Below are 20,967 nucleotides of genomic sequence, written 5' to 3'. Positions count from 1 at the left end.
CTCACCTCCACGTCTTTTTCCGCTTCCAACGGCGGTTTTCCCGCGCGCCTTCTTCCTGAACGCCCAGATAGAAATTCTGGATGTCCTCTGACCGCATCAGAACATCTGCTGCGCCGTCCATGACGATGCGTCCGACCTCCATCACATAGCCATGGTGGGCCAGTTCCAGGGCGGCGTTGGCGTTCTGTTCGACCAGCATCATGGTCATGCTCTGTTCGTCATTCAGTCGCTTGAGGATGCCAAAAATCTCCTGAACCAGCAGCGGTGACAAGCCAAGCGAGGGTTCATCCAACAGCATGATCTTTGGGTTGGCCATCAAGCCACGGCCGATTGCCAGCATCTGTTGCTGCCCGCCAGATAATGTTCCCGCCTCTTGGTTGCGACGTTCCTTGAGGATTGGAAAGTATGAGAACACCAGATCCCGATCGTGATCGATCTGACCCTTGTCCTTCAGGGTATAGGCGCCGAGGCTGAGGTTTTCGTCGACCGTCAGCAGTGGAAACACTTCACGCCCTTCGGGCACGTGAACGATGCCTTTCTGCACGACCTTGTGTGGCTCGGACCCCTGAATTTCGTTGCCTTCAAACGTGATCTTGCCCTTTTCCGGATCAATCACGCCAGAAACGGTTTTCATCAGCGTGGTCTTGCCCGCGCCATTGGCGCCAAGGATCGAGACAATTTGGCCCTGATGAACATCCAGAGAAACACCCCGGATTGCCATGATCGGACCGTAAAAGCTTTCGATGTTGCGGATTGTCAGGATGGGCTCGCTCATGAGGCTTTCCCCAAATAGGCCTCGACCACCGCCGGGTGCGACTGAACCTCAGCAGGTGTTCCCAGCGCCAGTTTTGCGCCGTCCGCCATTGCCAGAACGCGATCCGAGACGCCGGAAACCAGCCCCATATCATGCTCGACCATCAGTACCGTGATCCCCATCTGCCGCCGGATATCGTCAATCCACCAGCGCATGTCCGTTGTTTCTTCGACTGACAGACCCGAGGCCGGTTCGTCCAACAACAAAAGCTTGGGATCGGTGGCCAGTGCGCGGGCCACCTCGACCACCTTACGCACGCCATAGGGCAGGCCAGAAATCATCTTGTCGCGGAACGCCTGCAGGTCGAGGAAGTCGATAATCTCTTCGACCTTTTCGCGGTTCTCCAGTTCCTGTCGTCGTGCGGAGGGCAGAAACAACACCTCGGACAGCATGTTCGATTTGCGGTGGCGGTGCCGTCCGACAAGCAGGTTCTGCAAGACCGTCGCATGCTCGAAGAGCTCGATGTTCTGAAATGTCCGCGCCACACCATATGCAGCCACGCCGGACGGTTTGGCTTTAAGCAAGTCGTGCCCGTCGTAACGAATTTTGCCTGCGTAGGGGTCGTAGAAACGCGAGATCAGGTTGAAGACCGTAGACTTCCCTGCACCATTAGGGCCAACGATGGCGAAAACCTCGCCTTCCTCGACTTCGAAAGATAGATCATTGACGGCAGTCAACCCACCGAACTTCAGAGTGACGTTTTCGAACTCAAGAAGGCTCATCTCAGGCGCTCCGTCTTGAGGTAGGATTTCTGCCGCTTGAACATGTCCTTGCGATAGAAGGGAAACAGCTCGAACCAAGTGCGAATTTTCAGCCAGCGCCCGTACAAGCCCATCGGTTCAAACAGGATGAAGGCGATCAGGATCATACCGAAGATACCGAATTCCAATCCCGGGATGGCGACGGTATTGCCACCAAACACTGCGCCCACATACTCCTTTGATATCGACAGGAACTGGGGCAGAAACCCGATCACAATGGCACCAAGGAACGCGCCGTGGATGGACCCCAGTCCGCCAATCACGATCATCATCAGTAACTGGATTGAGATCAGGACGCTGAACGTCTCATTGTTGAAAGCGCCCGAGTACATGCCCATCAACGCGCCCGCCCATCCGCATACAGCGCAGGACAGTGCGAACGAGATCATCTTTGTCCGGGCAATGTCCACGCCCATGGCCTGCGCCGACACTTCGGAATCCCGCACAGCGATAAAGCTGCGCCCCAAAGGTGCGCGCAACAGGTTGATGTAGCCAAGCGTCACCAGCATCGCCACACCAAGAACCAGCCAGAAGAACTGAACCGGAGTGCCCCAGCGGTCGACCAGGAACCCGAAGATCTCGACGCCGCCTAGGTATTTACCCGCGACCCCGCCAGTGATCGGCTCGGCCAGAACAATGACGTCATCCATCAGGATGGACAGGGCCATTGTGAAGATCGCGAGATATATCCCGTGCAGTCGCAGTGCAGGGATGGCGACTGTCACTCCGGCCAACCCGGTCAGAATACCAGCCAAGGGGAAGGCAATCAGGAACGGAACGCCAGCTTCAAGAAGAATGACGTTGGCGTAGCAACCAAAGGCTAAAAACGCGGCATGACCCAGACTGACTTGACCTGTGTGACCCGTCAGGATCATCAACCCCAGGCCCGCGATGGCCCAGATCAGCACGTTTGTCAGTTCACCCAGGTAGAAGTCGTCCAGCCACCACGGAGCGGCGGCGACAACCGCCAGCAAGATCAGGTACAGGCAAAGCTGATACGCATCCTTCCATGGTCGGATATCCTGCATGTAGTTGGTTTTGAACACAATCCGCATGGCTTAGACCTTCTTGACCCGAACCTGACTGAACAGCCCATTCGGGCGAAAGATCAGCACCGCCAGCAGCAGCGCATAAGGCGCGATCTGGCTGTACCCTGCTGCAATGTAACGGCTGGCAAAGGGTTCAATCACGCCGACGATCAGCCCGCCAGCCAATGCCCCCGGCAGGCTTCCAAAGCCACCGATTACGGCTGCGGCGAAGGCCTTGATGCCGAGCAAACCGGTGGTTGGATCGACAGACCCCTTGGCCGCGAACAAGATGCCTGCAATCCCCGCGACAACCCCCGCCAAAGCCCAGATAAAGCCCTGCACACGCTTCACCGGTATTCCCATGTAATACGCCGCCAACTGGTTCTGCGACGCGCCCTGCATCGCAAGACCCAGCTTGGTTCGACTGAAGAAAACATACAGCCCCCAGGTCAGCAAGATGGTCACGACGATGACCGCGACGTCCTCCATCCCCAGCACCAGTCCGCCAAAGCGGACTTCCTTGCCGGCCAACGGGTTTTGAAGCGTCTGCGGCTCGTGCCCCCAGATCAACCCGGCTGCGAACCGGATTACGAAACCCAAAGCGATGGTCAGGATAACAACTGCCGTTTGGCTTTCTCCAAACAAACGCCGGATGATCAGGCGATCAAGCAAGTAGCCCAACGCGCCCATGATCCCCAATGAAATAGGCAAGGCCATCCAGAAGGGCAGCCCCATATACTCCGTATTCGTAAGCCCGATCGTCACGAAGGCGCCCAACATCATGAAGTCGCCCTGCGCGAAATTCACTGCCTCGGCGGCCTTGTAAATCAGCACAAAGCCAAGCGCGATCAGGCCGTAGACACAGCCATTCGCCAGCCCGCTGATCAGCAGCTGTGCGTTATCCAAGTTTGTCCTCCCATGCCGGTTGGCCCGGCGTTCCTTACGCCCCGGACATCCTCCTTCGTCCGGGGCTTTGTTCTACTATGGCGTGATAATCACCTTCCCGTCACTCTTTTTCAGAGCATTGGCCAGATTTGCCACCACATCGCGCAAGCCAAGCCGTTCAGAAACATCCGTTTTCCAGCGTCCGTCAGCAAACCGGGCCTGTACTTCACCAACAACTCTCATCTGGTCCGCCGGAGGCGTTGACGTCATCCACTTGGTCAACCAGAATCCCTCGATCCGCTTGCCCATAAAGATCAACTGACCGGTCTGTGTCAGTTTTGGCAATTCGGGGCTGAGCTTGCCGTAGATGACCCACCGCGCACCGTTGGGCATCGAACAGAAAATCTGCTCGGAAACCTGATCCGTCACGGCATCCAGAAAGACACGTGGCTTCAGTTCCATGCTGAGCGCTGCGAATTTCTGCATCATGTCCGGGTCGGACGTGACCAAGACCTCATGAGCGCCAAGTTCCTTCAAGGATTCAACTGCCTCGGCCCGACGCACGATAGCGATGGGTTTCAGTCCCAAATCGCGCCCCAATGAGCACATGAGTTTGCCCAACTGGCTGGTGGCCGCCGAAACGACAAAAGCATCGCCCGCACCCCGCGCGATGTCCACCATGGCCATCGCAGTCATGGGATTGATGACCTGGGCGGAACCATCTTCGTCCGAGATATCGGGTCGCAGTGGGATACACATCAGCGCCTGCGTCACGACATACTCCGCCCACGCCCCGGAACCAGCCGCCACAAAGGCGACCCGTTGACCCTGCAATGCTTCGGCACCGGCGCCGGTGGCCACCACGTCGCCACAGCCTTCGAACCCGGCGGGCGTGCCTTTGACACGCGGTTGTCCGTATTCTCCCTTGATAAAGTGGAGATCGGATGGATTCACCGACGCCGTCCGTAATTTGATCAACACTTGACCGGGACCGGGTTCGAGCACGGGAAGCTCGGCCTCGGCCAGCCAATCGGCGGCATCCTCGATAAAAGGACCTGTAGCCGATCCAGAATAGCCGTCATGGGTTTGAATGACGGCGAACATGTTTGGGGGCAGGGTGATCATTATGTCTCCTATCTCCTGTGCGGACACAGCACAGAACAGGTCTGTTGCAAGTGGTATTGCGTTGGATTTAGGGGCAGCCAATCAAACGGGTGCTGAGACGTCAATCAGAGTTGCGCCTGACGTAACGGGAATGCGCGCCCGGTAAAGAAAAAGGGCCGCTCAAAATAGAACGGCCCCCAGAAATTATTGTTGTCCAGTCAGAAGCGTGCGCAGCTCTTCGATCTTCTGAGCAATCAACTGAGGGGATGCCTTGATTTCATCCAGGATACCCAAGGCTTTTGTTTTCAGGTCCTGTGACAACTGGCTATCCTGAACCGAAGCTACCATGGCGTCATAGTCAAAATTCTGGACGGAAAGCGTACCTTCTTCGATCCAGGAATTCAGCAAGTCTTGCCCCTGATTGGCTAGGGACGCGACCTGATCTCCGGCCTGGTCGGCCGCTTCGGTGGCCTGGTCAGCAATGGAAGATGCAGCTTCGCTCGCCTGTTCGGTGGCGGCATCCACGGCATCATTTACGGCCGCACCTGCGTCCTGGGCTGCCGATTGCAGGCTTTCGGCAGGCGTGGGTTCGGGTTGATTGAGGTAATAGTAAGCTCCGGCGCCAAGTCCGGCGACGATGACAGCTAATATGAGAGTACGCGACATGGGATTCTCCTTGAAATATGTGTCGCTTAGATGAGGGTAAATTATCAGTGATCAAAGGGGAATTCCCAGAAATTCATTTCAATTCGGGGGTTTGAGCCAGCCTGCGCCGATCTGATGGAACCAGGTGGCAATAACACGCCGTCATGCGGAATGCATGGCCCAAAAGCTTGATTACTTGTCAAAAACCGAGGTGGGTTATGAACCCACAAGGACAGAGGCAGCGCGGATCTCTTTTGATCCTGCGATGATCTGGTCGTCGCCTTCAACCGGAAAACGTGGCTGCCAGCAGCACCTAGAAACCCACAAGCACCGGCGTCATTGCTCGGATTGAAGCTGTTCGTGCGATCCGATTTTTAGGCAAAAAATGTGATCGATAAGCCCAAAAACAAAGAGCGCCCAAGGGCGCTCGTCGTTTAGAAACAGTTTTGGTGTCTTTTAGCCGCCCCAGCTGCGAACCTCGCCGCAATCCATATGGACGAAGTTCGAGCGGTGATACCTGCCGACACCGCCAGCGCGGCAGGACATAGCTGCTTTGGCCATCTGGGACACGGAACGGGACGACAGGCGCAAGTCAGCAGCCTGACCTTTCATGTGCAGCGAGTTCTTGGCCACACGGCGCGAACGTGACCGCAGCATTGCATTAGTTTGGGGGGAGCGGTAGCCGGACAAAAGAGTGTAGGGCTCATTCACGTCCAGAAGATTATGAGAGGCTGCCATGATGTCGATGGTACGCAGGTCCATGGACTTGGCCTGGTCAGTGCGCCAGTCTCGCATGAAGTGATTCACTTCCTTGACGGCGTCCTTGATGTATTTTCCGTCGACCCAATAGATCATATCAAGCCGTTCGCCCGTGCGGCCCGAATACATACGGATACGACGGATATCGCCGCCACCGCGCAAAAAACCTGCTGCATTGGAATAAGTCGGTGCTGCTACAACTGCTGTTGCAGCGAATGCGCCCAATAGGGCACGCCGGGTCAAGCCCGATGTACTGCTCGTGGTCATTTCGTTTCGTCCCGTACTGTTCCTGCCTGCACACGATGTTACGCGCGCGATCTTAATTTTTTCCGTCCCAGATGCGGGATTTATGACACAGTACGAAAAGCCAGCCAAGAAATCTTTCACACTCACCTTTTCAAGGGGGAATTTTCGGCGATTTTTTGCGCAGGTGATGTAAATCAGTATACTATTGAGGCAATTAGGCGTTCGCGCAATATAGCCGATGCAAACGCGCATCAGGCTCGGATCGATGCTTTGGATTGATGCATTTGTGAATGGACAAAACGTCCAGCTGAAAACCATATTCGTTCGGAACGCGCCTCAGAACGCGCAAAGTATTGAATAATCAAGGTCATCCCATGCGAGCACTTTATCGGTTGCCAAAAAGTCTTATCTTCGCCGCTTGCATTACGGCGTCAGCCTCTGTGGCAAGTGCCCAGTCTGCACCCGGAACGGCATTTCAAATGGCTGTTGCCGAGTTTGCGCCTGCTGGGTCGGGCCTGGCTGAGTTTTATCGCGCCAACGCGTTTGCGCCAATCTGGGTCGGCGACACGCCCGAGCACGAGGCACGTAGGGCACGGTTGATCAAGGCATTAACTTTCACAAGCCTGCATGGCCTGCCCGAAGGGGCCTATGACGTGAAGTCGATCGTATCAAAAATGCAGGACGCCAGCTCGCTGCGGGACTTGGGTGCGGTTGAAATCGAACTGAGCAAGGCGTTTGTCAGCTATGCAAGTAATCTGTTTTCGGGCGCATTACGTCCTTCTCAGATCGACGACGGGCTGGTCCGCAAAGTGTCGCGTCGGTCGGCCAATGACCATTTGGAAGGTCTGCTTGCTGCGAAGGGTGGCGCATATTTTGATCAGCTCGCGCCGCAGTCCACCCAGTACCGCGCATTGATGAAACAGAAAATCGCGCTGGAAGCTTTGGTCAACCAAGGCGGTTGGGGTGCTGGCGTGCCTGTGGATAAACTGGAATATGGGGATACCGGACCAAATGTAGTTAAGTTGCGTAACCGTTTGATTGCAATGAGGTATCTAAGTCCAACCGCAAGCCCCGAATTTGATGAGGCAATGCTGGCTGCTGTCAAAGATTTCCAGCAGGCGCACGGTCTGGCCACCGATGGTGTCGCCGGTGAAGGCACGATCACCGAACTTAACCGCACTGCGTCCGAGCGTTTGAAGGCCGTGTATGTTGCACTGGAACGCGAACGCTGGTTGCCGCGTGAACGGGGTGAGCGGCACATTCTGGTTAACCAGGCCGACTTTTCGGCCAAGATCGTGGACGATGGCCGGATTACCTTTGAAACCCGCGCCGTGATTGGCAAGAATGTGCATGACCGTCGCAGCCCGGAGTTTTCGGACGAGATGGAGCATATGGTCATCAACCCCAGTTGGTATGTGCCACGCTCGATCATCACTAAGGAATATCTGCCAAAACTGCAGTCAAATCCAAACGCCGTAGGTCACATCCAGATCACGGATCGCAGCGGCCGCCTTGTGAACCGGGGCGCCGTGGATTTCACTCAGTTCAACACCCGGAATTTTCCGTTTGCGATGCGCCAGCCTCCCAGCAAGAGCAACGCGCTGGGGTTGGTAAAGTTCATGTTCCCCAATAAGTACAACATCTATCTGCATGATACGCCTCAGAAATCTCTGTTTGCACGTGAGGCGCGGGCGTTCTCGCACGGATGTATCCGTTTGGCGCAACCTTTTGAGTTTGCCTATGCGCTTTTGGCCAAGCAGGAAGAGGATCCGAAGGCGTTTTTCCACCGGATATTGGCGTCCGGCAAGGAAACGACTGTCCCATTGGAACAGCATGTTCCGGTTCATCTGATCTATCGCACCGCCTATATCGGTCCGAAAGGTGAGGTTCAGTATCGCCGCGATGTCTATGACCGGGACCGGAAAATCTGGGACGCTTTGCAGAAAGCAGGGGTAGCCCTGCCGGACGTTCAGGGGTAATCACCGGGGGCAGGTCCTTAATTAGGGAAGCCCATCATGCAGTACACTATTCAGCAAATCGCCGAAGCTTTGGGCGCGGACTGTCAAGGTGATCTTGGCCTTGTCATAGAGCGCGCCGCAGAACCGGCCGACGCTGGGCCGTCTGATCTGGCAATGGCGATGTCGCCGAAATACGCGGACGCGATTAGCACGGGTGCCGCTCGCGCCGCCGTCTTGTGGGAAGGCGCGGATTGGCAGGCTCTGGGGCTGGCGGCCGCGATTTTTGTACCGCGTCCACGGATGGCGATGGCAGGTATCACGTCGATGTTGGATCGCGGGCAGGGGGTTGAGCCGGGCATTCACACCTCGGCCGTAATCGACCCGACAGCGGAGATCGGCGACGGCGCCTCGATCGGTCCATTGGCAGTTGTTGGTGCCGGTGCGCGTATCGGCAAAAATGCGGTCATCGGTCCACATTGCGTGATCGGTTTGGATGCTGTTCTGGGCGACGACGCGTTTCTGCGCGAGATGGTGAGTATCGGAGCACGGGCTCAGATCGGTGACCGTTTCATTGCGCAACCCGGCGCTAGGATCGGCAGTGACGGTTTCAGCTTTGTGACGCCCGAGATATCAGGCGTGGAAAACGCCCGAAAAACCATGGGTAATCAGGGTGAAGCCCGCGCCCAAAATTGGCTTCGTATCTATTCATTGGGCGCCGTCGAGATTGGCGATGATGTCGAAGTCGGTGCCAATTGCACCATTGATAATGGGACCATCAGGAACACACGTATCGGCGATGGCTCAAAGCTCGATAACCAGGTTCATATCGGGCACAATACACGTGTAGGACAGGATTGCCTGCTATGTGGGCAAAGCGGTGTGTCCGGATCAGTCGAAATTGGAAATAACGTTGTTTTGGGCGGACAAACCGGAGTGTCGGACAATATCTTTGTCGGCGATGGTGTGATTGCGGGCGGGGGCTCAAAAATCTTGTCCAACGTGCCCAATGGGCGTGTGGTTATGGGCTATCCAGCCGTCAAAATGGAAACGCATACAGACATTTACAAAGCACAGCGCCGGCTGCCGAGATTGGCACGTGACGTTGAGGCGCTGAAAAAGGCTGTTTCCAAACAGCCGCCGAGCGATTAAATCAACCACAACATGATAATTAGAGGATCGACATGAGCATCAGCGACCGCGTCATCGCAATCATTGCAGAGCAGGCCGTGCTGGAGCCGTCGGATGTGACACCCGAAAGCACGCTCGAAGATCTGGGTATCGACAGCCTCGGATTGGTCGAGAGCATTTTTGCCATCGAGGAAGAGTTTGATATCTCGATTCCGTTCAACGCAAACGAGCCGAGCGCCAGCGACTTTGACATCTCGAACGTCGCGGCCATCATCACCGGCATCCAAAAGCTGGTGTCGGAAAAGGTCTGACATAATCCTATGAAACGCGTCGTTATCACCGGGGCCGGTACAATCAATTCACTGGGTCATTCGGTGCCTGATACGTTAGAGGCTATGCGCGAAGGGCGTTGCGGTATCTCTGCGCTTGAATTTCGCGATGTAGAAAGACTGGCCATTCAGATTGGCGGTCAGGTCCGCGGGTTCGAGGCCGAGGGGCGGTTTAACCGCCAGCAAATGACCCTGTATGACCGGTTCACACAATTCACTCTGACAGCGGCCAAAGAAGCGATTGATCAGTCCGGGATCGAATTCCACGGAGATATTGCCGCCCGTTCGGGCGTTGTTCTGGGCACGGCTGGTGGCGGTGTTTCTACATGGGATGACAATTACCGCTCTGTTTATGAGGACGGCAAAAACCGGGTGCACCCGTTTGTCGTACCAAAACTGATGAACAACGCGGCGGCCAGTCACGTTTCGATGGAGCATAATCTCAAAGGGCCAAGTTTTACGGTGTCGACGGCGTGTGCCTCGTCCAACCACGCAATGGCGCTGGCGTTCCAGATGGTACGTAGCGGTGCTGCTCCGGCGATGCTGACCGGTGGGTCGGAGTCGATGTTGTGTTTTGGTGGTGTCAAAGCCTGGGAAGGGCTGCGTGTCATGTCCAAGGACGCCTGTCGCCCGTTCAGCGCGAATCGCAATGGCATGGTGCAGGGCGAGGGCGCAGGTGTCTTCGTGTTCGAAGAATACGAGCACGCCCGCGCCCGTGGGGCTGATATCCTGTGTGAAATCGTGGGTTTTGCGATGTCGTCAGATGCGTCGGACATTGTCATGCCCAGCAAACAGGGCGCTGCGCGTGCCATGTCGGGCGCGCTTGCGGATGCAAGGTTAAGCGCGGACAGTGTTGGATATATCAACGCGCATGGAACCGGCACTGCGGCCAATGATAAGACGGAATGCGCTGCCGTGGCCGGTGTCTTTGGTCCTCATGCGGACGAACTGATGATATCTTCGACCAAGTCGATGCACGGCCACCTTATCGGTGGCACAGGCGCGGTCGAACTGCTAGCCTGTATCATGGCACTGCGGGATGGCGTGATCGCTCCGACCATCGGCTATGAAGAGCCGGACCCCGAATGCGCGCTGGATGTTGTGCCAAACGAAGCCCGCGAGGCGAAAGTGGACGTAGCACTTAGCAACGCCTTTGCTTTTGGCGGGCTGAATGCGGTAATTGCCCTAAAACGCATATAAATGCTGATTTCTAACAAAGACGCCGCCGGTAAAACCCGGCGGCGTTTTTAGCTTAGCGAAACCTCAGTTCTGCAGAACTTTCAAGCCTTCAAAACCTGCTGTAAAGCCCGACAGCGATACTTCCAGTTGCAGCAGTTGGTTTGGTGCGAGAACCGACACAAGCGACAAGGTCGCTTTGGTTCCGACCTTCATTGCTTCCACGTCGCCCTCGGTAAAGCCCATCTGCGCGACACAGCCAACGGGGTTACAGTGGTGGTAGTCATAGCGCTTGCCCGGAGCACCATCGATCGAAAGCGCCAGCTGCGCCTGTAGCATCGTTTCCAGCGGGACAACCACAGTTGCTCCGGCAACCGCGGCCACGCCCTCGGGCAATTTTTCCAGAGTAATTTCCGCGATCGGCTGGCCTTGCTCGCCGGTCAGGATCTGACGCATCGCGCAGGGGTCTTCGTCGGCATCGGTCTTGATGCACAGGATCGCCCAGTCGCCTTTTTCTTCCTTGACGTATTGTTCGCCGTTACGCGGACCGGTTTCACCCAGGTCCAGATCGTTGCCGATCTGAGTTTGCGAGGTCTGGGGTTGCTGTTCGGTTTCCTGCGTCGTTTCCTGAGCGTATGCGACTCCGCACCACAAAGAAGCGGTCACCAGGCTGATTGAAAGGGTGTTCTTGATCATGATTGCCTCGGTCTTATGTTGGACTTTTTCACTCGTCTATCACCCTTGTCCCACACTGTCAGGGGCTAAGGTGGGTCATTTCAACATGTGAACGGTTTTTCGCCGGGTTATCGGAAATCTAGCGCGACGGCAAAAAGAACAAAGGGAGCCGGTGGAGCGGCTCCCTTCTAAAAATTTTCTCCCCGTCGGACTGGCCGACTTATTTATGCGCAGACGTTACGAAAGGCAGGGGCATCGGTCAACTGAAAACCTGAAATTTTAATGTAACGGCCATGATTTGTGAAAAAAACCGCGCCCGAAGGCGCGGTCAGTCGACAGGGAGGAAATATGCCGCCCCGTCACCTTAGCGACGTGGGCAGCAATTAGACTTTCGCAGTTAAAGGTTAACTTTGTATGCTGGCCGCAGATCGGTGGAAATAAGGCCTTACATTCATGGACCAAAACATATTCTTGGGCGGCGGTGGCAACGACTACAGCCAGCCACAGTCGCTGACGCTGAAGTATGCCAACCGTCACGGCATGATCGCGGGGGCGACGGGAACAGGTAAAACGGTGACACTGCAAATTCTGGCCGAGGGGTTTTCCCAAGCCGGTGTTCCGGTATTCCTGTCTGACGTCAAAGGGGACCTGTCCGGTCTGGCCAAGGCGGGGAGCGAAGGCCACAAGCTTCACCAGGCGTTTCAGGATCGCGCCCAGCGGATCGGCTTTGCCGACTATGCGTATGGCGCGTGCCCGGTTACGTTTTGGGATCTGTTCGGGCAACAGGGACATCCCGTTCGTACGACAGTAACCGAGATGGGACCTCTGCTGCTGTCGCGCCTGATGGATCTGAGCGAAGCACAAGAGGGCATTCTGAACATCGCGTTCCGGGTGGCAGACGAAGAGGGCTTACCGCTATTAGACCTCAAAGACCTTCAGTCCTTGCTGGTCTGGATTGGGGAAAATAGGGCTCAGTTGTCTTTGCGCTATGGCAATGTCTCAACCGCTTCGATCGGGGCCATTCAACGCCGCCTGCTGGTGCTGGAAAACCAGGGCGGCACCAAACTGTTTGGTGAACCCGCGCTGGAATTGGCCGATCTTATGCGCGTTGATGAAAACGGGCAGGGCGTCGTGAACATCCTTGCTGCCGACAAGCTGATGGGGTCACCGCGTCTGTACGCAACATTCCTGCTGTGGCTGCTAAGCGAGCTGTTCGAAGAACTGCCCGAAGTTGGCGACCCGGACAAACCCAAACTGGTGTTCTTCTTCGACGAGGCGCATTTGCTTTTCGATGATGCGCCCAAGGTTCTGGTGGACAAGGTCGAACAGGTCGCCCGCCTCATTCGCTCCAAAGGTGTGGGCGTCTATTTCATCTCTCAGAACCCGGCGGACGTTCCGGAAGACATTCTGGGTCAGCTAGGCAACCGGGTGCAGCATGCCTTGCGCGCATTCACGGCGCGGGATCGCAAGAACCTGCGGCTTGCAGCAGAAACCTATCGTGAAAACCCAACCTTCGACACCGAAGAGGCGATCCGTGAAGTTGGTGTCGGTGAGGCCGTGACCTCGATGTTGCAGAAAAAAGGCGTGCCAGGGATCGTAGAACGCACTCTGATCCGCCCGCCTGGAACGCAACTGGGTCCAATCACCAAGGCCGAGCGGAAAGCGCTTATGGAGGCGTCAGCGATGAAAGTGAAATACGGGCAGTTGAAGGACCGGAAATCTGCCTTTGAAATCCTTCAGTCCCGCGCAGATGCAGCAGCGCAAGCCGCGGCCAAGGCCGAGGAACAGTTGGAATCCCAATCCACGGCCGAGCGTGAATTTGCGACAGCAAGACGCTATTCCGGCAGCCGGGTTGGGCGGTCATCCTCTCGCGTGATGCGTAAGAAAGACACGTTCGCAACCGCGATGAGCGAGGCCGTGATCAAAGAACTGAAAGGGACAACCGGACGCCGCATTGTGCGCGGCATTCTTGGCGGTTTGTTCAAAGCCAGATAGGGGTAGTACCGGGCAGGAATCTTCTGCCCGGCGCGCGTATTTTACTTCAAACGGCGCTGGCCTTCTTGTTTGCAATAGGCGTCCGCTTCGGAGACCGACATTTTGGTGGCCGGGAAGTTGGTTGCCCGATCCCAGATCACACGGTCTGGACGATACAGTTGGCAAGTAACTTCACCCTTAGGCGTCTGCACTTTTACCGGAGCCGTCTCCAATTCTTCCGGCGACGGGATACATCCAGCCAGCATGGCGAACAGAGGGACGATAAGGGCTATTTTAGTGAAGGAAGTATTCATGTGCACTCTTTTTAAACTCGTAGGTTTCCCGAATGATCGCGGGCCAAGCATCAATTTGGCGTAAATACTGGCCAAAAAGACGGCTGGATCAAGGCGGTACTGGGATTCGTCTAATCCGTATACCGTATTAAATCAAGAAACCGCACCAGTCAGTTGGCGCGGTTTCATGAATTGATGGATTGTGATCTTACTTTTCCGGAATCAGACCCCTTGGACTGAACCTGAGAACAATCAGCAGGACTAGGCCCATGGTGAACAGCCGCATATGCGCGGCGCTGTCGATCAAATGAGATTTGAGCGCGCTGCCATCTGGCATACTGGATGTGATCAGGCTCATGAACCACAACCCCATTGGTTCGACCTGAACCCACAGGAACCAGATCAGGAATGCGCCCAGAACAGCGCCGAAATTGTTGCCTGAACCGCCCACAATGACCATCACCCAGACAAGGAACGTAAACCGCAGCGGATTGTATGTGCCCGGCGTAAGTTGCCCGTCCAGAGTTGTCATCATCGCACCGGCGATGCCACAAATGGCCGAGCCGAGCACGAATATCTGCAGGTGGCGGCGGGTGACATCTTTGCCCATAGCCTCTGCCGCGACCTCATTGTCGCGGATGGCGCGCATCATGCGGCCCCACGGGCTTTTCAACGCCATTTGGGCCATCCACAGCAAAGCAAGCAGAACGATCATGAACAGCAGCGAATAGCCCAGTTTGACCGAAAGCGTCGATGCGATGACGGGGTCCAACCCGAACCAATCGGCACGCGCGACAAAGCCGGGATCGTTCTGCAGTTCGACCTCGTAGCCTACCACGGGGGCAGGGCGCGGGATGCCGTAGACATTCTTGACGCCCCGGGCTAGCCAGTCTTCGTTCTTCATGATCGCTATGATGATCTCGGCAATGCCAAGCGTTGCAATTGCGAGGTAGTCCGAACGGAGACCCAGCGCCGTTTTTCCGATCAGCCACGCCGCACCAGCAGCCAACAGACCACCCGCAGGCCAAGCCACAAGGACCGGCAGGTTCAAACCGCCGAGGTTGCCGGCAACTGCCGGGTCGATTGCTTCAACACCAGCCACGCTGGGATCGAATACCGCGCGGTAAACAAAGAAGCCTACAGTAAGAATGGCGACAATCGTCAAGGTTTGGGCGCGGCCCTTTGGCATCCGTGTCGCCACCAGCACCGCCGCCACAACAGTCGCAGCCCCCAAAAGCAAGGAAAGAACGATGCCGTACCCGCCCGAAGACCACGCACCGGGTGTTGGAGCGGTCGATACCAACACAACAGCCAGACCACCCAGCGCCACAAAGCCCATGACGCCGACATTAAAGAGGCCAGCAAATCCCCACTGCAGGTTTACCCCGATCGCCATGATGGCCGAGATCAACCCCATGTTCAGGATCAGGATTGCGGAGTTCCAGCTTTGTGTGAAACCAGTCAGCAGGATCAAGCCGCCAACGACAACAAAAAGCAGCGTGTTTTTGACAGACTCGGTCATACCGCTTTCCCTTTAAACAGGCCGGTAGGCTTGAACAGAAGCACGATCAGCAAGATGGCAAAGCTGACGGCGAATTTGTAATCGGTGGACAGGAATTGCACCAATCCAGATGGCGCCAGGCTTTCAGGCGCGACGTAAGTCAGTACCTTTTTCCAGGCATAAGTAACGGTGACTTCAGAGAAAGCGATAATGAACCCGCCCGCGATGGCGCCCAGCGGGTTGCCAAGACCGCCGACAATGGCCGAAGCGAAGATCGGCAGCAGAAGCTGGAAATAGACAAACGGCTTAAAGCTTTTGTCCAACCCATAGAGAACACCGGCGGTGGTCGCCAGTGCTGCCACGATAATCCAAGTGATCATCACAACGCGCTCGGGGTTGATACCCGAGAGCAGCGCCAGATCCTCGTTATCGGAATAGGCCCGCATCGATTTACCCGTGCGGGTCTTGTTGAGAAACCAGAACAGCAGCGCCACCGCGACAACGGCAACTACCAGAGTGATGCCCTGAGAGGTCTTGATCGCAAGCCCTTCACGCAATCCGGTCATCGCTTTGAAATCACGGGCGGAAATAATGAACCGCGCGCCGTCCGAAAACCTTTGGTCATCCGGCCCGATGATAAAGCGAACAAGCCCGTTCATGATGAACATGACACCCATCGAGACGATCACAAGGATCACTGGTTTGGCTTTTTGTTCCCGGTAGAACCGATAGACTAACTGATCGGTTATCAGAACAAGTACGATACAGCCCAGGATCGCAAAGGGCAGGGCCAGCAGCGCGGTGGGTAGCGGTCCGAAACTCACTCCAGCGGCTTGCAGGCCCCAAGTTACCAGCACGGCAATCATCGCGCCGAAGGCCATCGTGTCGCCATGGGCAAAATTCGAAAACCGCAGGATTCCGTAGATGAGCGTTACACCCAGCGCCCCCAGAGCCAACTGGCTGCCGTAAGCAACCGCAGGCACGATCACAAAGTTCGAAAGCGCAACAAGCGCGTTTAGTAAGTCCATCAATTCTTCTCACTGTCCGGGTGCGGCTTTATGGCACAACGTTTATGACAGACACAACAATTTGCGCCCCCTTTTTTGGTCTGAAAGGGCCGGAAAGTGAGAGAGTTGTCGCTTTGTCAGCCTACAGGGTCTTCGCAAATGCCACGGTCGTTTGCACTGTGCTCTCCCTTGATGGTCATATCATAGTTTAGGTCGTCGAAATCGACGACAAAAGTGACCACGTCCTTGTCCATGATGTGGAGAAACGTCAGCGAGTTAACACCCGATAGAATTTTGGCCTCACCTCGAATTGTGTCCGTTACGATGAAGCCAGTGTCGGTGGCACCAGAACGGGCCAGCGTAACGCTGCCACCATCGGTGCCGGAGACGCAGGTCACGACAAAACCAGCGCCGTCTAGCGGGCCGGAACCAGCAGCCAAACCAAATGAGGGGGCGAGAAGGGCGAGTGTGAGTGCAGTCAGATTTTTCATGGTGTCCCTTGGTGGTTTGCTCCGCCTTCCAGATTGGGGTTTCTGCTGGAATGCGGGTGGTTGAGAATGAAGAGCGAACGGAGATCCGTGACGCCCTCATCTGACCTAGACAATATCATTCGAAAAAAAAGAGGAGTGAGCATGTGCTCACATCCTCTTGATATTTATTGAGATATTAACCTCAATTGCCCCGAATTGTTTCGGGACTCGCTGAGAGAACACTTAGACTTCTTTACATGTCCCGTGATCGGTACCGGCATGCGGGCCTTTGACTGAAAGATCATAAGACATGTCGTCATAGTGGACGACAAAGGTCATGACATCTTCGCCTTCGATATAGACAAACGTCATGTTGCCAACGCCTTTAAGCACCATGGCATCGCCGGAAATGTTCGCAGTTTCGATGTTGCCCTTGTCTCCTTCTGGTGCCCTGTTGAGGCGCACTTCGCTACCGTCGCGGTCTGAGACGCAGACAAAGTGGCGCTCTTCCGCCGTTGCGGCAGTTGCGCACAAGGTGGCGACGGCCACACACATCCATTTTTTCATTTATGGGTCCTGAATAGAGTTTTTCATTCAGAAGGTTCGCTTGATTTCACGGAGCTAACTTTGGTTGACCGGGAAACCGTTTCCTTCACAAAGCCCGGCGCTAAACGCACAATGTGACCGGATTGCAGCCGAGGCGTGGAAATCTTGGGATGGTAGGAGAATTTCGGGAAACTTCGGGTATTGATTTCAGACAATTTCGGGAACAAGGATGACGTTGGAGAGCGCCATAATGGCATTGAGGAACTCCATTAAAACTCCAGTCCGCATTTTCCGGAGAATGCGCGTCTTGCTTGGCCTGCTTGCGCATAATCGACATAGCGCATTGGCGGGGTAAGAAGTGTCACTGCCACTTCGGTGTCTGAGGTTTTCGTCACATACATGTTTATGTGTTTGTCGTCCTGTGTCCGAGATGCGGTCAGCAAGTCGTTTTTCGCGGTGGCGGTCCACTCTTGTCCATTTGATAAACGGATTTTCGAAGTGATTTCGCCTGCCCTTGCTATCTGACCCACAGAAAAGTCACCAAAATTGCTTTGAACAAGCTCTGGTGGAGTACCCAAAAGTTCGAGCGTGAGTTCAGCGCCCTCGCAGTCTTCCACATACGCGCAGGTTTCTTGCAAGACGCAGGGAGATGAAAGCGCTGTACTGCCAATTGCGGTAAACGCGAGCGTCGACACGGCCTTCAACTCACCCACCCAAGAAACTCTTCCGAACCTCCGGATCAGCCAACAGTTCCTTGCCCGTACCGGTATAGGCATTTCGCCCCTGAACCAGCACATACCCCTTGTCCGCGATCTCCAGCGCTTGGCGGGCGTTTTGTTCGACCATCAGGATCGGCAGGCCGGTGCGGGACACTTCGATGATCCGATCAAATAGCTCGTCCATCACGATGGGCGAGACACCGGCAGTTGGTTCGTCCAGCATCAGAACCTTGGGTTGGGTCATCAGCGCGCGGCCGACGGCGACCTGCTGACGCTGACCGCCCGACAGCTCTCCGGCCGGCTGGTTCCGTTTGTCACGCAGGATGGGGAAGAGGTCATAAACCTGCTCCATCGTCTGGCTGATATCGTCGCGGCGAATGAAGGCACCCATCTCGAGGTTTTCTTCGACTGTCATTGACGTGAAGATATTCGAGGTTTGCGGCACAAAACCCATACCGCGGATTACGCGGTCCTGCGGGGTGAGGTTGGTGATATCCTCTCCATCCAGCCGCACAGCGCCGGAACGGACATCCAGCATACCAAAGACAGCCTTCATCGCTGTTGATTTGCCTGCGCCGTTGGGGCCAACGATGACCGCAATCTCTCCCTTGTCGACGGCGATAGTACAATCGTGCAGGATGTCCGGCCCTTTGCCGTAACCGCCGATCATGGTGTCGCCGATCAGAAAAGGGCCGCCCTCTACCTTATGCGTTTCGCCGCTTTTCGTATGCGCAGGCGTCATGGTGCCAACCCCGTGGGTATTGGTGATCGAGGCATCCTTGTTGCCCTTGTCATCCTGATAGGGATTGTCGCTCATGCCCCGGCCTCCAGCTTGTCTTTGTTTTTTAGGCCGGTGCCCAGATAAGCCTCGATCACGTGCTCATTCGCCTTGATCTCGTCCAGTGTACCCTCAGCCAGAACCTTGCCCTCGGCCATACAGATGACCGGGTCACAGATCTTGCCGATAAAATCCATGTCGTGCTCGATGACGACGAAAGTATAGCCGCGTTCCTTGTTTAGACGCAGGATCGTGTCGGCGATGGTCATCAACAGGGTGCGGTTCACGCCTGCGCCGACCTCGTCCAGAAACACGATCTTGGCGTCGACCATCATGGTGCGGCCGAGTTCCAGCAGCTTCTTCTGACCGCCCGAGACCTGACCCGCCTTGTGGTCGGCCAGATGTTCGATAGTCAGAAACTCAAGCACCTCATCGGCCTTGGCCTTCAGGGCTCGTTCTTCGTCGGCAATGCGCTTGCGACCAAACCAGGTGTTCCAAAGCGATTCACCTGATTGCGTGCCGGGCACCATCATAAGATTCTCGCGGCAGGACATCGAAGAGAACTCGTGCGCGATCTGGAAGGTGCGCAGCAGACCCTTGTGAAACAAGTCATGCGGAGGCAGGCCGGTGATCTCTTCGCCGTCCATGAACACTCTGCCGCTTGTCGGAGGCAGAACGCCCGCGATCACGTTGAAAAGGGTGGTCTTTCCCGCCCCGTTCGGCCCGATCAGGCCTGTGATCGAACTTTTTTGGATTTCCAGCGACGCCCCATCCACCGCGTGAAACCCGCCGAAATGCTTGTGCACGTCCTCGACGACGATCATCTTTTCCCCTAGCCACCCTTGTCGGTGTTTCTGCTTCCTCGACCCCAAAAGGTGAGGTGCGGCCTTTTTTCATTGAAACAGCCCGGACACAAGGCCCGGGCTGCTTGATTTTATGACGTTTAAGACCGGATCAACGGAAGTTGACGGTCTTGTTTTCGCCGTCGGTCACTTCGATCTCGCGATAAGAACCCGCGCTTTCACCGGGGCCGATCAGCTCAACACCCGACGCGCCGACATAGTCGATGTCCTGACCAGCGGCGAGAAGCTCCAGACCTTTGGCCAACTCACCCGGATAGATCTTCTCACCCGGGGCGTTGGCGACATCCAAGATCTTGGCGCCGTATTCAGCCGGGTTAGTGGAACCTGCCGCCTGCATGGCCAGCATGAATAGCGCGGCAGCGTCATAGGATTCAGGCGAATAGGGCGACGAACCGTCAAAGCCTGCGGCTTCGGCCATGGCAAAGTACTTTTCAGCACCTTCACCGCCCGAACCGGCGATCTGACCGAACGAGCCGTTCAGGTCGGGACCGACGTTGGAAGGCAGCGAGTCACCGATCATACCGCCCGGCAAACCGAATGTGTCAAAGGCACCGCTGTCCAGCGAGGACTGAATGATGCCCAGACCGCCCTGGTCCAGATAGCCTGCGACAACCAGAATATCGCCACCAGCCGAGGCCAGCGCACCAACTTCAGCCGAGTAGTCAGCCTTGCCGTCTTCGTGCGCGGCAACGATGGTCACTTCACCACCGGCTGCCTCGAACGAGGATTGGATCGCGTCGGCCAGACCCTTGCCGTAGTCGTTGTTGGTGTAGGTCAGGGCGATCGAGTTGATGCCGCGATCCTTCAGGATGTCAGCCATCACTTCGCCTTCACGTGCATCCGACGGGGCGGTACGGAAGAACAGACCATTGTCTTCCATGGTCGACAGACCGGGCGACGTTGCCGACGGCGAAATCATGACCATACCGTTCGGGATTGCAACGTTTTGCAGGATCGCGCCGGTCACACCCGAGCAGTCGCCGCCGACAATACCGGCAACGCCGTCCGCGATCATGCGTTCGCCGTTTGATGTCGCCAGACCGTTGTCGATACAGCCAGTGTCAGCGCGCGACGCGGTGACCTTTGACCCGTCCAGCAGTTTGCCGGATTCGGTGACTTCGGCCATCGCCATTTCAGCACCGGAACCCATTGCAGGTGCAAGCGATTCAATCGGGCCGGTAAAACCGAAGAGAACGCCCAAAGTGACGTCTTCGGCCAGTGCCGGACCAGCCAGCAGAGCGGATGCTGCAGTTGCAGTAAGCAGCTTTTTCATATGGTTACTCCCTTATTGGAACGTATTCGTTCTGG

Annotated in this window: 22 protein-coding genes; 5 read left to right on the top strand and 17 right to left on the bottom strand. The window is 56.0% G+C overall.

Annotation, left to right across the window (positions count from 1 at the left end; genetic code table 11):
- Position 1: 1 nt before the first annotated feature.
- The 7 genes from DHN12_RS01900 to DHN12_RS01870 form a co-directional block, all read right to left on the bottom strand.
- Positions 2-775 carry an ABC transporter ATP-binding protein gene (locus tag DHN12_RS01900; RefSeq protein WP_108858646.1) on the bottom strand — a complete coding sequence of 258 codons (774 nt, stop codon included), beginning with the start codon at positions 773-775 and terminating at the stop codon, positions 2-4.
- On the bottom strand, positions 772-1,536 hold the full coding sequence (locus DHN12_RS01895) for an ABC transporter ATP-binding protein (RefSeq protein WP_058271596.1): 765 nt from the start codon (positions 1,534-1,536) through the stop codon (positions 772-774). The genes DHN12_RS01900 and DHN12_RS01895 overlap by 4 nt, the downstream gene beginning before the upstream one ends.
- A complete protein-coding gene (locus tag DHN12_RS01890; protein ID WP_108858645.1) occupies positions 1,533-2,630 on the bottom strand; it encodes a branched-chain amino acid ABC transporter permease in 1,098 nt (365 codons plus the stop codon). The genes DHN12_RS01895 and DHN12_RS01890 overlap by 4 nt, the downstream gene beginning before the upstream one ends.
- A 3-nt stretch (positions 2,631-2,633) precedes the next feature.
- Positions 2,634-3,509 carry a branched-chain amino acid ABC transporter permease gene (locus DHN12_RS01885; protein WP_108858644.1) on the bottom strand — a complete coding sequence of 292 codons (876 nt, stop codon included), beginning with the start codon at positions 3,507-3,509 and terminating at the stop codon, positions 2,634-2,636.
- Positions 3,510-3,584: 75 nt separating this feature from the next.
- Positions 3,585-4,613 carry an alcohol dehydrogenase catalytic domain-containing protein gene (locus DHN12_RS01880; protein ID WP_108858643.1) on the bottom strand — a complete coding sequence of 343 codons (1,029 nt, stop codon included), beginning with the start codon at positions 4,611-4,613 and terminating at the stop codon, positions 3,585-3,587.
- Positions 4,614-4,796: 183 nt separating this feature from the next.
- A complete protein-coding gene (locus DHN12_RS01875) occupies positions 4,797-5,258 on the bottom strand; it encodes a hypothetical protein (RefSeq protein ID WP_108858642.1) in 462 nt (153 codons plus the stop codon).
- A 435-nt stretch (positions 5,259-5,693) separates the two neighbouring features.
- The gene (locus DHN12_RS01870; protein ID WP_108858641.1) at positions 5,694-6,263 is read right to left on the bottom strand and encodes a DUF882 domain-containing protein; all 570 of its coding nucleotides are present in this window, start codon (positions 6,261-6,263) and stop codon (positions 5,694-5,696) included.
- A 353-nt stretch (positions 6,264-6,616) separates the two neighbouring features.
- On the opposite strand from DHN12_RS01870, the gene DHN12_RS01865 reads away from it, so the two are divergent.
- From DHN12_RS01865 to DHN12_RS01850, 4 genes are read left to right on the top strand one after another with little or no spacing between them, the layout of a single operon-like run.
- Positions 6,617-8,221, top strand: coding sequence for a murein L,D-transpeptidase (locus DHN12_RS01865; RefSeq protein WP_108858640.1), 1,605 nt, complete (start codon positions 6,617-6,619; stop codon positions 8,219-8,221).
- Positions 8,222-8,257: 36 nt separating this feature from the next.
- Positions 8,258-9,349 (top strand): UDP-3-O-(3-hydroxymyristoyl)glucosamine N-acyltransferase, encoded by a 1,092-nt coding sequence (gene lpxD, locus DHN12_RS01860; protein ID WP_108858639.1) that lies wholly within the window; start codon positions 8,258-8,260, stop codon positions 9,347-9,349.
- 32 nt (positions 9,350-9,381) lie between these two features.
- Positions 9,382-9,639, top strand: a complete 258-nt coding sequence (locus DHN12_RS01855; RefSeq protein ID WP_058271604.1) for an acyl carrier protein — start codon at positions 9,382-9,384, stop codon at positions 9,637-9,639.
- Positions 9,640-9,648: 9 nt separating this feature from the next.
- Positions 9,649-10,857 (top strand): beta-ketoacyl synthase, encoded by a 1,209-nt coding sequence (locus tag DHN12_RS01850; protein ID WP_108858638.1) that lies wholly within the window; start codon positions 9,649-9,651, stop codon positions 10,855-10,857.
- A gap of 63 nt (positions 10,858-10,920) precedes the next feature.
- On the opposite strand, the gene DHN12_RS01845 is transcribed toward DHN12_RS01850, so the two are convergent.
- Entirely contained in the window at positions 10,921-11,529 is a 609-nt protein-coding gene (locus DHN12_RS01845) for an invasion associated locus B family protein (RefSeq protein ID WP_108858637.1), read from the bottom strand.
- A 432-nt stretch (positions 11,530-11,961) separates the two neighbouring features.
- Here DHN12_RS01845 and DHN12_RS01840 point away from each other — a divergent pair, with 432 nt between their 5' ends.
- Positions 11,962-13,503, top strand: coding sequence for a helicase HerA-like domain-containing protein (locus DHN12_RS01840; protein ID WP_108858636.1), 1,542 nt, complete (start codon positions 11,962-11,964; stop codon positions 13,501-13,503).
- A gap of 41 nt (positions 13,504-13,544) precedes the next feature.
- Here the strand turns inward: DHN12_RS01840 and DHN12_RS01835 are convergent, their stop codons facing one another.
- From DHN12_RS01835 to DHN12_RS01795, 9 genes are all read right to left on the bottom strand, one after another.
- Complete coding sequence (locus tag DHN12_RS01835; RefSeq protein WP_058277955.1) at positions 13,545-13,796, bottom strand: hypothetical protein; 252 nt, start codon at positions 13,794-13,796, stop codon at positions 13,545-13,547.
- A gap of 187 nt (positions 13,797-13,983) precedes the next feature.
- Positions 13,984-15,297 carry a branched-chain amino acid ABC transporter permease gene (locus DHN12_RS01830; RefSeq protein WP_108858635.1) on the bottom strand — a complete coding sequence of 438 codons (1,314 nt, stop codon included), beginning with the start codon at positions 15,295-15,297 and terminating at the stop codon, positions 13,984-13,986.
- Positions 15,294-16,304: a branched-chain amino acid ABC transporter permease gene (locus DHN12_RS01825; protein WP_108858634.1), complete on the bottom strand. Its 1,011-nt coding sequence runs from the start codon at positions 16,302-16,304 to the stop codon at positions 15,294-15,296. Before DHN12_RS01825 ends, DHN12_RS01830 begins: the two co-directional genes overlap by 4 nt.
- Positions 16,305-16,420: 116 nt before the next feature.
- Positions 16,421-16,774, bottom strand: coding sequence for a hypothetical protein (locus DHN12_RS01820; protein ID WP_108858633.1), 354 nt, complete (start codon positions 16,772-16,774; stop codon positions 16,421-16,423).
- Between the two features lie 222 nt (positions 16,775-16,996).
- On the bottom strand, positions 16,997-17,320 hold the full coding sequence (locus DHN12_RS01815) for a hypothetical protein (RefSeq protein WP_058271611.1): 324 nt from the start codon (positions 17,318-17,320) through the stop codon (positions 16,997-16,999).
- A gap of 248 nt (positions 17,321-17,568) precedes the next feature.
- Complete coding sequence (locus DHN12_RS24330; RefSeq protein ID WP_159089946.1) at positions 17,569-18,012, bottom strand: hypothetical protein; 444 nt, start codon at positions 18,010-18,012, stop codon at positions 17,569-17,571.
- Positions 18,005-18,835: an ABC transporter ATP-binding protein gene (locus tag DHN12_RS01805; RefSeq protein WP_108858631.1), complete on the bottom strand. Its 831-nt coding sequence runs from the start codon at positions 18,833-18,835 to the stop codon at positions 18,005-18,007. The genes DHN12_RS24330 and DHN12_RS01805 overlap by 8 nt, the downstream gene beginning before the upstream one ends.
- On the bottom strand, positions 18,832-19,620 hold the full coding sequence (locus DHN12_RS01800; protein ID WP_108858630.1) for an ABC transporter ATP-binding protein: 789 nt from the start codon (positions 19,618-19,620) through the stop codon (positions 18,832-18,834). Before DHN12_RS01800 ends, DHN12_RS01805 begins: the two co-directional genes overlap by 4 nt.
- 130 nt (positions 19,621-19,750) lie before the next feature.
- The gene (locus DHN12_RS01795) at positions 19,751-20,932 is read right to left on the bottom strand and encodes an ABC transporter substrate-binding protein (protein ID WP_108858629.1); all 1,182 of its coding nucleotides are present in this window, start codon (positions 20,930-20,932) and stop codon (positions 19,751-19,753) included.
- Positions 20,933-20,967: the final 35 nt, after the last annotated feature.

The sequence above is a fragment of the Ruegeria sp. Alg231-54 genome, from assembly GCF_900143525.1.
Classification (GTDB): domain Bacteria; phylum Pseudomonadota; class Alphaproteobacteria; order Rhodobacterales; family Rhodobacteraceae; genus Ruegeria.
The sequence above is the reverse complement of the archived record's forward strand: the minus strand, read 5'-3'. Positions and strand labels throughout refer to the sequence as shown.

Coding starts and splice junctions, on each gene's coding strand:
- DHN12_RS01900 (WP_108858646.1), bottom strand. CDS start 775: ATGAGCGAGCCCATCCTGACAATCCGCAACATCGAAAGCTTTTACGGT.
- DHN12_RS01895 (WP_058271596.1), bottom strand. CDS start 1,536: ATGAGCCTTCTTGAGTTCGAAAACGTCACTCTGAAGTTCGGTGGGTTG.
- DHN12_RS01890 (WP_108858645.1), bottom strand. CDS start 2,630: ATGCGGATTGTGTTCAAAACCAACTACATGCAGGATATCCGACCATGG.
- DHN12_RS01880 (WP_108858643.1), bottom strand. CDS start 4,613: ATGATCACCCTGCCCCCAAACATGTTCGCCGTCATTCAAACCCATGAC.
- DHN12_RS01875 (WP_108858642.1), bottom strand. CDS start 5,258: ATGTCGCGTACTCTCATATTAGCTGTCATCGTCGCCGGACTTGGCGCC.
- DHN12_RS01870 (WP_108858641.1), bottom strand. CDS start 6,263: ATGACCACGAGCAGTACATCGGGCTTGACCCGGCGTGCCCTATTGGGC.
- DHN12_RS01865 (WP_108858640.1), top strand. CDS start 6,617: ATGCGAGCACTTTATCGGTTGCCAAAAAGTCTTATCTTCGCCGCTTGC.
- lpxD (WP_108858639.1), top strand. CDS start 8,258: ATGCAGTACACTATTCAGCAAATCGCCGAAGCTTTGGGCGCGGACTGT.
- DHN12_RS01855 (WP_058271604.1), top strand. CDS start 9,382: ATGAGCATCAGCGACCGCGTCATCGCAATCATTGCAGAGCAGGCCGTG.
- DHN12_RS01850 (WP_108858638.1), top strand. CDS start 9,649: ATGAAACGCGTCGTTATCACCGGGGCCGGTACAATCAATTCACTGGGT.
- DHN12_RS01845 (WP_108858637.1), bottom strand. CDS start 11,529: ATGATCAAGAACACCCTTTCAATCAGCCTGGTGACCGCTTCTTTGTGG.
- DHN12_RS01840 (WP_108858636.1), top strand. CDS start 11,962: ATGGACCAAAACATATTCTTGGGCGGCGGTGGCAACGACTACAGCCAG.
- DHN12_RS01835 (WP_058277955.1), bottom strand. CDS start 13,796: ATGAATACTTCCTTCACTAAAATAGCCCTTATCGTCCCTCTGTTCGCC.
- DHN12_RS01830 (WP_108858635.1), bottom strand. CDS start 15,297: ATGACCGAGTCTGTCAAAAACACGCTGCTTTTTGTTGTCGTTGGCGGC.
- DHN12_RS01825 (WP_108858634.1), bottom strand. CDS start 16,304: ATGGACTTACTAAACGCGCTTGTTGCGCTTTCGAACTTTGTGATCGTG.
- DHN12_RS01820 (WP_108858633.1), bottom strand. CDS start 16,774: ATGAAAAATCTGACTGCACTCACACTCGCCCTTCTCGCCCCCTCATTT.
- DHN12_RS01815 (WP_058271611.1), bottom strand. CDS start 17,320: ATGAAAAAATGGATGTGTGTGGCCGTCGCCACCTTGTGCGCAACTGCC.
- DHN12_RS01805 (WP_108858631.1), bottom strand. CDS start 18,835: ATGAGCGACAATCCCTATCAGGATGACAAGGGCAACAAGGATGCCTCG.
- DHN12_RS01800 (WP_108858630.1), bottom strand. CDS start 19,620: ATGATCGTCGTCGAGGACGTGCACAAGCATTTCGGCGGGTTTCACGCG.
- DHN12_RS01795 (WP_108858629.1), bottom strand. CDS start 20,932: ATGAAAAAGCTGCTTACTGCAACTGCAGCATCCGCTCTGCTGGCTGGT.